This is a genomic window from Rhodopirellula maiorica SM1 (assembly GCF_000346295.1).
GTDB lineage: Bacteria > Planctomycetota > Planctomycetia > Pirellulales > Pirellulaceae > Novipirellula > Novipirellula maiorica.
The window spans coordinates 1-10,619 of sequence record NZ_ANOG01000160.1; the positions used below are offsets into that span (position 1 = coordinate 1).

The 10,619-nt window shown below is 54.4% G+C and carries 8 protein-coding genes; 2 read left to right on the forward strand and 6 right to left on the reverse strand.

All coding sequences use genetic code 11. The annotated features are described in order from the left end of the window. From RMSM_RS36420 to RMSM_RS36430, 5 genes are all read right to left on the reverse strand, one after another. Nucleotides 1-2,571 (reverse strand): hybrid sensor histidine kinase/response regulator (locus RMSM_RS36420; protein ID WP_008692382.1); only part of this gene is annotated, 2,571 nt, incomplete at its 3' end. Nucleotides 2,572-2,657: 86 nt separating this feature from the next. Then, nucleotides 2,658-5,150, reverse strand: coding sequence for a methyl-accepting chemotaxis protein (locus RMSM_RS36425; RefSeq protein WP_008692384.1), 2,493 nt, complete (start codon nt 5,148-5,150; stop codon nt 2,658-2,660). A 32-nt stretch (nt 5,151-5,182) separates the two neighbouring features. Beyond that, complete coding sequence (locus tag RMSM_RS04800; RefSeq protein WP_008692386.1) at nt 5,183-5,797, reverse strand: chemotaxis protein CheW; 615 nt, start codon at nt 5,795-5,797, stop codon at nt 5,183-5,185. Beyond that, nucleotides 5,794-7,272: a CheR family methyltransferase gene (locus RMSM_RS04805; RefSeq protein ID WP_160168230.1), complete on the reverse strand. Its 1,479-nt coding sequence runs from the start codon at nt 7,270-7,272 to the stop codon at nt 5,794-5,796. Before RMSM_RS04805 ends, RMSM_RS04800 begins: the two co-directional genes overlap by 4 nt. 13 nt (nt 7,273-7,285) lie before the next feature. Then, nucleotides 7,286-7,891, reverse strand: coding sequence for a chemotaxis protein CheW (locus tag RMSM_RS36430; RefSeq protein WP_008692390.1), 606 nt, complete (start codon nt 7,889-7,891; stop codon nt 7,286-7,288). A 212-nt stretch (nt 7,892-8,103) separates the two neighbouring features. Between RMSM_RS36430 and RMSM_RS04815 the strand changes: the two genes are divergently transcribed. Both RMSM_RS04815 and RMSM_RS04820 read left to right on the forward strand, forming a co-directional pair. Then, the gene (locus RMSM_RS04815) at nt 8,104-8,526 is read left to right on the forward strand and encodes a response regulator (RefSeq protein ID WP_040764135.1); all 423 of its coding nucleotides are present in this window, start codon (nt 8,104-8,106) and stop codon (nt 8,524-8,526) included. After that, nucleotides 8,519-9,937 carry a hypothetical protein gene (locus RMSM_RS04820; protein ID WP_008692394.1) on the forward strand — a complete coding sequence of 473 codons (1,419 nt, stop codon included), beginning with the start codon at nt 8,519-8,521 and terminating at the stop codon, nt 9,935-9,937. The genes RMSM_RS04815 and RMSM_RS04820 overlap by 8 nt, the downstream gene beginning before the upstream one ends. Before the next feature lie 30 nt (nt 9,938-9,967). Here the strand turns inward: RMSM_RS04820 and RMSM_RS04825 are convergent. Then, the coding region (locus tag RMSM_RS04825) for a DUF1559 family PulG-like putative transporter (protein WP_052031488.1) at nt 9,968-10,619 on the reverse strand (652 nt) is incomplete at its 5' end.

The following is a 10,619-nucleotide window of genomic DNA, read 5'->3' on the forward strand; positions in this document are numbered from 1 at the left end:
GCAGTCCATGCTGTTGCCATCGGCAGCGGCGACGACATCGTAGCCCGCAGTTTCGAGGATGTTCTTGAGCAGTTCCCGCGTGGTGACTGAATCGTCGGCTAATAGTAGTTGTTTGCGAGTCGCTGATTCCTGTTTTTTAAATGTGGATCGCGAATACGTAGGAGCGATGCCGAGCGCCGTGCGTACGACGTTGGATGTATTCATTACCATGGCAATCCGACCGGTGGGCAGCAAGGTGCATCCGGAAAAGTGACGCAGACGTCGAATTCGGCTGCCGAGGTTCTTGACCAACACCTCTTGTTCGGTCAACACGTCGTCCACCGTGACTGCGACCCGCTGTTCACCCGCCGCCAAGATCACGGCGAGTCCCTTTGACAATTTGCCCGCGATTAGCCCTTTGGATTTCAATCCGAGTGTCGCCGCCAGCGATACAATCGGTGTCGGTGATTCACCCAGCATCAAAGTGTCACGTCCGAGCGACGTGCGGACTTCCTTGATGCCGAAACGCACTAATCGCTGGACCGCCGTCGTCGGAATCGCGTAGACTTCGTCATTCACTTGCACCAACAGCGATCGGATCGTGGTCAGCGTCAACGGGACCAATAACGTGAACCGCGTCCACTGGCCCACACGAAATGCGACATCGACTGCACCATGCAGCGATTCCACGCGGCTTTGCACTACGTCCAATCCCACGCCGCGGCCTGAGATATCGGTGATCATTTTGGCGGTGGAAAATCCTGGCGCGAATACCAGTCGTGCTTGTTCACGGCGGTCTTCGGGAATTTCCAAGCCTCGTTGTTTTGCAATACCGCAGATGCGTTCCAAGTCAAACCCCGCTCCGTCATCTTGGACTACCACCTCGACTTGTCCGCCACGCAGCGATGCGCTGACAGTCAGCGAGGCCGTTTCGGGTTTTCCAGCGGCAATTCGTTCTGTCGTCTTCTCGATTCCATGATCCACGGCGTTGCGGACCAAGTGTAGCAGCGGATCCTTTAGCCCTTCCAACACGGAACGGTCCACCTCGACATCCCCTCCTTCGATTTTGAAAGTTACCTTTTTGTTGCTGGCTGTCGCGATGTCGCGAACGGCGCGTTCGAGTCCACCGCACGCATCGGTGAACGGCAGCATTCGTACATGATAGACCTCGTCATCAAGTTGGCTGCATGTTTGTCCAAGCAAACGGTTGTCGGCTTCAATGCGGGTGGACAAGGCTTCGATCTTTCTCGCAAGCAACGCAAATGATTTTGATGTTTCTTCGATCCAGGTCTCGGTGACCCCTGCGGCCGCACGCGGTTGGGCGGCCGAGCGGGTGGGCGTCGTTTGACTTAGCAGGTTTTGGGAATGCAGCCAGCGTGATTTTAATTCCGTCGCCAAGTCACGTAGATCGTTGGCGTCCTGGGCTCGCAACGAGAATCGCCCTCGGACGACAAGCAGTTCGCCGCTGTAGGCCAGTAAGGCGTCAAGTTTTTGAGCCGGGACGCGAATGGATGCCGTCTGGTCCGCTGCGGCGGTTCGCTTGCTGGTTTCGCTCGATTTGACTGGGGGACTCGGTTTTGAGAGTGGACTCGGTTTGGCCGGTGCGCTCGGTTTGGAAGACTCGCTCTTTGTGGGAGACGGCTTTGATTTGCCAGCCGGGGGTGGCGACTCAGGCGGCGGTTGCTGTTTCGTGGAAACCAGTTTACTAAGCTTATCGCTCATTTTCCCGATCGATGCCGTTTGCAGATCACGACCATCGCGAAGCCGTCGCCCCGCTTCGGCAAACGCGTTCGCGGTTTCCAGGATCCGCGAAACCTGGTCCGCCGTCACATCATGATTCTCGTTTTGCATCCGTGTGATCAGTCGTTCGAGATGACCACTGACCTCACAAACCACCTCCAGCTCGTTTGCGGAGTCCGAGTCGTTTGTGGCTGACTCTCTCACACTGCGGGTGGCACGCAAAAGCGAGCGCAGGGCATCCTGTTTTTCTTTGTCGTTTTTCGCCGCTTCTAAGCTCAACGCATCGGACGATATCGTCGCAACGTGATCGTCCACGTCATTTAAGAACGCGGTCATAGGATCTTCGTCACCCCGATCGGTACTGGATTCGGCCGCCGATTCGGACGTGTCCAAAGTTTCGGCTTCGGTCGTTTCGTCGGGGGCGACGTTCGCCGACTCACTCGACGTCAATTCGTCTGCCACTCGCTTCAGTTCGGGCAACATCTGCACCAACGCCGAATCGTCCAGAGATTCTTCGGCGCGGAGTCGCACCGAGATATCTTCGATTCCGTCGATCACCTTCAGCATCAACGAGATCATGTCGGCCGGAGCCGGGCGACGCTGGTCACGATAGTAGCCGAAAATATCTTCGAGGTGATGACAAGCCGATTGGATTGGCTGCACGTTGACTGCCGCAGAGGCTCCTTTGAGCGTATGCGCGGCGCGGAAAATAACCTTCCAGAGATCATCGAGTTCTTCGGCTGTTTGCTCCTTTTCCACCGCCAACAGATCGCGACTGAGCGTTTCAATGTGTTCACTCAATTCCTGGAGGAAGGTTTCCATCAGCAATTGTGCAAATTCTTGTTCGTCCATTGTCTGGGGTCCTGTACTTAGGACAAACTCTCTGTTTGCCAAGCAGTCGAAAAGTCAAATGCCGGTGCTGGCACTGCAGACGGTGATCAAATCTCTGTGAGCGAAGCGAGTTCGTTACTAAGTCCATTCAAGTTGCGGGCGGATTCTTCGATTTGTTGTACGGCACTGAGGCTTTGTTTGGTGACGGTGTCGATATCGCGAATGCCTTCGTTTAGCTGTCGCACTCCGGCGGCTTGTTGGTTTGCAGAAGCGGAAATTTGCGTGGCCATTTGAGTGGAATCGGCAAGGGTCTGGGCAAGCGTTTTGATCACCTCGCCGGCCCGACTCGTGACGTCACTGGCTTGGCTGACGGTGTGAGTGCCCTGTTCGGTCGACAGTACGGCGGCATTGGTAGCCGATTGAATCTCGCTCAGAATCGAGCGGATTTGTGCGGTGGCGCGTTTGGATTGTTCGGCCAACGATTTGACTTCGGTTGCAACAACAGCGAAACCTTTTCCGTGTTCGCCGGCACGCGATGCTTCCACCGCAGCGTTCAGTGCAAGCACATTGGTTTGTTCCGCAATATCGTTCACCGTGGCGATGATTTCGCCGATCGCTTGAGCCCGTTCGGCCAGCGATAGCATGTTTTCAGCGATCGATTCGACTTGTCGTTTGACTTCTTCCATGGCCGTGACGGAACCTTCGATCGCCATGCGTCCCTCGTTGCCCACTTCGTCGGTGTGGCGAGCGGTTTGGGCGACTTCGTCGGCGCGTTGGGCGGCTTGGGCCGCGGTTTGAGCAATCTCTTCGGCGGTTGCGACCACCTCGGACACCGTGGCAGCCTGTTCCTGAGCTCCCGCGGCTTGTTGGCTGGTGGTGGCCAAGATCTCTTGCGTCGCGGAGGCGAGTCGCTGCACCGCATCACGAATGGCCGTGAACAGCTTGCCGCGTTCGAGTTCATTGCGTTTTCGTTCGGCGATGTCTTGCAGCGTTGCAATGTAAATCTCATCTCCGGCGTAGTTCATTGCCACCACTCGCATTAACAGCGGGATTTCCGATCCGTTCTGGTGTCGTCCCGTTGTTTCAGAACCTGGGCCTAGCCGACGCACTTCACCTGGTGCAAGATGATGTAATGTTTGCTGCGAGCCGTTATTGCATAACGCCTGTGATAGAAGGGATGCGTTTTGCCCCACCAATTGGTCCTCGCTGTAACCAAACATCTCTCTCGTCGCGCTGTTGCAGGACAAAATGGTGCCCTCTTGGTTGAGCGACACGATGGCATCGGCGGTCGAGTCAATCGTCGCTTGCGTTCTCGCTTTCTGGTCCTTTGCTTCGGCAATATGATTGCGAAGTGCTTGAGTCATTTCGCGAAAGGACGTGTTCAGTTGGATAACCTCGCCAGCACCTTGAATCTGTGGCATTGGTTTGTCAATTTGACCACCCGCGATCTCATCGGCTGTGCGCGTGAGCGTGGCTAGCGGGGCCGCCAAACGTCCCGCAAAAAAGTAGCTTGCCGTCAGAACGCCTAGCATGATCAGGGTTCCTGTTAACAGGAATCGGTTTCGCAGATCCGCGACGCTTTGCAGTGCCGACTCACCATACTCGCTGGTGGTGACTCCCCAAAATCGAGTGCGATCGCTGGGGTCATAAAACACTCGAGTGAACGTGCCGAGCATCGACTTGCCATCGGGACGGTCCGCTCCCGCGACATAAATCGCGTTGGCATTTTTGCCAAACTGAGTGCTTTCGGCATCGTTTCTAAGCAAGCGTTCGGCACGCACTGGTCGTAGTTCATCGAAACGATCATTACTCATCGCCGTCGCATCGCTATTGCTGCTGCAATACAGAAACTGCATCGTATTGTCCACAATTTCGATGACTTGTTCCTGGCTCACACGATCGCCCGCCAATGTCTCGACCGCGTTGGAAAACACGCGTTCGCCGGCTAAGGTAATGACAAAGATTCCACGAAACTCGGCATCCGTTTCCATGTTTGAATTGCTGAACACCGGCGTACAGACATGGATGATTGCGTTGCCATTGGGATTCAATTCCAGCGGCGAAACATAGATGTCGCCATCCTTAAGTTCACGTGTTTTCAAAAAGTAGGGTGCATCAGCGATATTACGGATCTGGTCGGTTTCCAATTCGTGGCCACCTCGCCGCGAGACCACCCGCATCACGCCTTGTCCTGTTGCGTCATAAAATGCCGATTCGATCCGCTCGTTGTACGCACGCATTTCGGTGGTGATGATTTGAGCAAGCCGCTGGATCCAAATTTGAACATTTGATCCCGTTTGCACCGGGTCTTGGCCTGGGTTTTGTTCGTTGTCCCAGCAACGAATGATGCCAGGGATCGGCGGATAGCTTGGGATCGCGAGCGTATCAGCGCGTGAACGCGACAAGGTGCTATCGAGGTTGTTGGCGATTTCGTTGGTTTGCGCCACCATCTTTTCGAGTGTCATGTCGGTGACGATTTCGCGGCTCTTTTGAAACGCCAACGTTCCCAACGCCAAGAGCGAAATAAGAAGCGCAAGTCCAAGCAAGACCGAAATCTGCCATCGCAGCGAAAGTTTGCGAACGTGTTCTGCCAATGTCATGCCGTTGCCTCAAACGTTGCGGAGCGAACGCTTCACTCACTCTGGTCTACATACAATTCTTCGCACCCAAGCAGTGCTTCGCCGCCGAGTACAAGCACGCCGTCCTTGCTGCACCCAAGCATTAAATCGCGATAACCGCCGGTGACTCCCATCGGTTCACGCAGGTCGTCGCGGCGTAGGGCCACCACATGTTCAATGCCGCTGACCAGAATCGCGAACTCGGGGCGGTCGCGACCTAGCACAAGGGCCTGCGGTTTTTGTTCGTCGTCCGCCGAAATGCCAAGCAGTTTGCCCAAGTCAATGACGGTGGTGACTTCGCCGCGAAGATTGATCACGCCCACGAAATGCGGATCGAGTTGCGGAATCGGAGTGATCGAATTGGGAAAGGTCAACTCGAGTACAAATTCCGATCCGATCGCAAACTCTTCGTTGCCAATACGGAATCGCACCACCTCTAGCGTTTCGCGGTTGTCGAGCGTTTGGTCCGGAACGCGAGCGAGTTCGCGGGCGCGTTCGTCCAGGATTTTAGCGGTCTGTTCCGGCGGTAGGCTTTCGGAATCAAGCAGAGTTTTGCCGGACTCTTCGAGTCGGCGTTTGGCAGCGTCCCAATCGAACGTTTTGGTGAGTTTCTTATCAGCTGCAATCATGGTGTTTTCGCAAGCAGTGCTCGGATTTTTGTCATTTGTGATTCGGCTGCTGCAGCTGTCACTGCCGCTGTGTTCTGTTTAGAAAAGGGGATTAACGCTTGAGGATCTTGCTGGTTGCACAATTTCAATACGGTCTCGAAATGACGATAGGCAACCTTCCATTGTCCTCGCCCGAATTGGATCGAGCCAGCTAAAAATTGAGACATCACATCACTTCGGTCTAAAAACAAGGCTCGTCCAATCGTGCGTGCTGCTTCATCAAGCTCGTTGGCATCCATCAGCAATCGAGCTCGCAAATAATGCAGTTCTGTCGCGAGTGGATGGCTTATCAATGCTTGGCTGCATGTTTGAAGTGCTGCAGCCGCATCGAGGTGAGCTTGGCTGCGAACGTGAACCACGCAGGCGTCGGGGTGCTGCAGATGATTCTCGGTCAAGCGAACCGCCGCAGCGTAGTCACCGGCGGCAAGCGATTGGCGAGCCTCCGCCATAACGCGTGTGTGCATAGGCGTCTGCGGTGGAGACGGCGAAGCCGGTGTGTCCGCTGATTTGGCCGGTTCCGCAGCCGGAGCCTGCGATTTCGCCGCCGGCGAGCGGACGGATGTGCGAGAGGCGGGTTGGGTTCCACCGGTCGTCGAGAGCTGTGCAGCTGTTTTGACGTTTGGACGCTGATAGAACGTGCCGTAGGGTGTTGTGACCGGGGTAAAGTTGCTGGCGTGAATAAGTGAGGGGTCTCCCGAAGCCGTGATCAACCAACCACCGGGCACTAAACATTCATACAACCGACTCGCGATCGCATCAATTGTCTCGCGTCGGAAATAGATCAGCACATTGCGGCACAGAATCAGATCAAAATTCCCAATTCCGACACTTGGATTCGGGTATTGATCCGTCGCTAAATTTAGTATTTGGAATCGAACGTGTCTGCGAACCTGTTTACTCAATTCATAGCATTCACTGTGTTTCGATGCGTGCGTTTGCATCAAGTGATTCGCGACTTGAGACATCGCACCGCCGCGGAAGGACCATTCTCGGTAACTTGCTCGTCGTGCTTTGGCGATCGATTCGACCGACAGATCGGTGCCCAGCACATCCAAATGCTGTTTCTCTTGTTGGCACAGAATCGCAAGCGAATAAGCTTCTTCGCCGGACGCGCATGCCGCAGACCAAGCTCTTAAAATCGTCGAATCGCCGCGACGTGAACGCAGTTCGGGAATGATTTGATGTCGGATGAAATCGAACTGTTTGGGTTCGCGAAAAAAGTAGGTCTCGCCCACCGTGATCTCATCGACCAATTCGTCATAGATTTTGGCGTTCTTTTGGATCTCAGCAATAAAATCAGCGGACCGCGTGATTCCAAGGCGTTGCATCAGCAACGAGAGAGTACGCTGAATCGATTGTCGTTGATCGCTGCGAAAGGAAAGGCCAGTACGCTGCTGGATGACCGCCAGGACGTCGCTCAGTTCGCTGTCGTTCACCACGCAGGCTCCATCACGTGGTGTGTTCGGTAGCAACGACCGAAGTGGCCAGGTCCCGCACATCTCTCATAGCGTCATCCGCATATAGCGTCGTCGGCTCGAGCACTTGCACGACCCCCAAGTGCGTCTTAGCAACCGTGCGGAACAAACGCGAGGGTGGAACCGTTGCAGAGGATCTCGCTGCGGTTTCGTCCTGACCAACGGGATCGTTTGCAGTTGTAGTATTGTCGTCAACTGCCGTTTCGTCTTCGGTTGCCGTTTCGTCGTTGGTTGCCGTTTCGTCGTTGGTTGCCGTTTCGTCGTTGGTTGCCGTTTCGTCGTCGGGGCGGATTCGCAGCAGGTCGACGGCGTGGTCGACATGCCATGCGATTTCGCAATCGGCGACCTTGATCACAATCAAATGATCGGACGTGCGAATGGTTGAGCGGCCCAGTCCCAAGAGCTGCTTTGTATCGAGCACGGGGATCACATGGCCGCGAAGATTGACCAAGCCCATCACCGCATCAGGAGCTTTGGGAACGGGCGTCAGCGACACGGCTCGCAACACTTCACGAACAAAATGAGCCTCGACGCCAAAGTGGCGTTGTCCGCATTGAAAGACAAGGATTTCAAGTTCCATGGCCGCTGACTATTCCGATCATCCCAAAAAACGAACTCCGACAAAGCGGACTTGCGTTCTGCCATTCTACACCCCTTGGTCCACATCGGATGTTAGAATTTAAGGTGGAGTGCAGTATTTAGGGGCGTGTTGCAGGGATTAATTTTGAGATAAGCGATTTAGAGACAGACAACAGAATCAACCTTCAACGGCCACTAGCCATGGAGCGTGTGATGAAAATCTTGATTGCCGACGATGACCCTGTTTCTCGACGATTGCTGCAGAGCTATCTCGAGAAATGGGAGTACGAGGTGACGGTTGCCAAGGATGGCAGCGAAGCGTGGCAATGCTTCCAGGACGATGATTTTTCGCTGGTCATTTGCGATTGGATGATGCCAGGAATCGATGGCCCTGACTTGATCCGTCGGATTCGCGCGGCGCGAGACCATGCTTATGTCTACGCGCTGTTGTTAACCGCAAAGTCCAAGAAGGGAGACTTGGTCGAAGGCATGGAGTCGGGGGCTGACGATTTTATTAGCAAACCCTTCAATCATGATGAGTTGCATGTTCGATTGCGGGCGGGCGAGCGGATCATCAACCTGGAACGCTCCTTGCGAGAAACTCAAGAAGCGTTGAGGAAGTCGCAACATGAGTGAATTGGAACAAGCCGATCTGCTCGATACCCGTGGCAAAGCGTTGCGGACGAATCTTGATTCGCAGCGTTATGGAACGTTTGCCGAGATCGGAGCCGGCCAAGAGGTTGTGCGCTGGTTCTTTCGTGTCGGCGGAGCCGCTGGGACGATCGCCAAAAGCATCTCGGCCTATGATATGGCAATCAGCGATGCTTTTTATGGCAGCTGTGATCGCTACGTGTGTCGTCCGCGGTTGCAAAGCATGTTGGATTACGAATTCCAGCAAATACTTGACAAACTTGGACCCACTCGCGGCGATTCGACTGCCTTTTTTGTATTTGCCGACACGGTCTCGGCTCGCAATTTTAAAGGGACCAATGAGTGTCATGGTTGGATGGGAGTCAAGCTGCAAGCCGTTCCCCATGATGAACCAAGTCAAATCATTATTCATGTGCGGATGCTTGACGGCGAGAACGCGCAGCAACAGGAAGCACTCGGGGTCGTCGGAGTCAACTTGGTCTATGCTGCCTGTTTTCTAAAGCATGATCCCGACCAGTTCGTCCGCTCATTGCTTGACCATTTAAGTGTCGATCGAATCGAAATCGATATGATCGAGTTTTCTGGGATCGCGTTTCGTCAAGTCGACAATCGTGTGATGAGCATGAAGTTAGTCCAGCTCGGATTGAGCAATGCCGCGATGTTTGCCGCCGATGGAACCGTACTGCAACCTTCGGAAGTGCTTTATAAAAAGCCAATTCTTGTCGAACGAGGTAGCTTTCGTCCGATGACCCATGTGAATATCGACATGCTTCGCTGTGCGCGTGAGCAGTTTTCTGCCGAGCTCGGTGATGGTGCGGGCGAGATCGTGCAGTTGACCGAAATCACGCTGAAAAATCTGTTGACCGATGGCGAATTGGACTATTCTGATTTCATCGCACGAATTGAGTTGCTTGCCGCCGAAGGCATGATGGTGATGATTTCCGATTATTTCCAGTACTACCGACTCGCCGCCTACTTGGCTCGCTTTAGCCGCAATCGAATCGGGATCACAATGGGAGCTTCGAGTCTGCGGGAACTGTTTAACGAAAGGTATTACACCGAATTGCAGGGCGGCGTGCTCGAATCGTTTGGTCGATTGTTCAAGAGTGATCTGAAGCTATACATCTATCCGTTTCTTGACCCAGAAACCGGTGACTTTACCGCAGTCCAAAATCTCGAGGTCGCGCCGAACCTTCGCAAGTTGTACGAATACCTTGTCGAAGGAGGCTGTATTGAACAGCTTAGCAATTTCAATGATGCCTATCTGTCGATCTTCTCACGCGATGTCTTGAAGAAGATCGCGGCAAACGATTCCTCATGGGAAACCATGGTTTCGCAACACGTCGCCGCGATGATCAAAGAGCGGCGTTTCTTTGGTTATCATCCGTCGTCTTGAATGCGTTCGCCACGGCGATACATGCATTCATTAGAACGACTCGGGAACCTCGTGGCCTTGGATCGATGCGTTGGCTTTGTGGATTTCGAGGTCGATGCTGAACGTTGCCATCTTGACCGATCCGTCCAACATCAGCACGTTCCATCCGGCCGGGTGAGCGCTGCCAAAATCATGGCACACCAAACAATCGTTCATGCGATCGAGCATCGGCGGACGCACGGCGTAACGAGCATACGTGCTAGGCGTGTCGTCGTCGCGGGGATCGCCGCAGATTGGCATCTGGTCGCCTTGGCAAATGCCCGTGGTGTAATGGTTGGGATCCATCGCCTTTTCCCCCACTGCGTAGGTGACGCTCAGTCCGTCCAAGACATCCCGTGCACGAGTCGGTCGGCCCAATTGCCAAACACCACTGTTTTCGACTCGAATCATGCGATCGCTCAAAGGGTCGCTGGGGTCAAGTTCGGCACCGCTGCCTGCGGAAATGGCATAGTCGGTTCGTGCCGCCTTGCTGCCGTAGTGGGTTTGGTAACGCGACATCAGCGGATAGGGTTGAGCGTCGCGACGTGTCGGACAGTGCAGCATTGGAATCGATGATTCAGCGGTGGCGATTCGCTCGGAGGTCAATGTGGCGCCGGGCGTTTCCGCGAACCGAGACAACTGCGCTGCCAATTCGTTCTGTTCT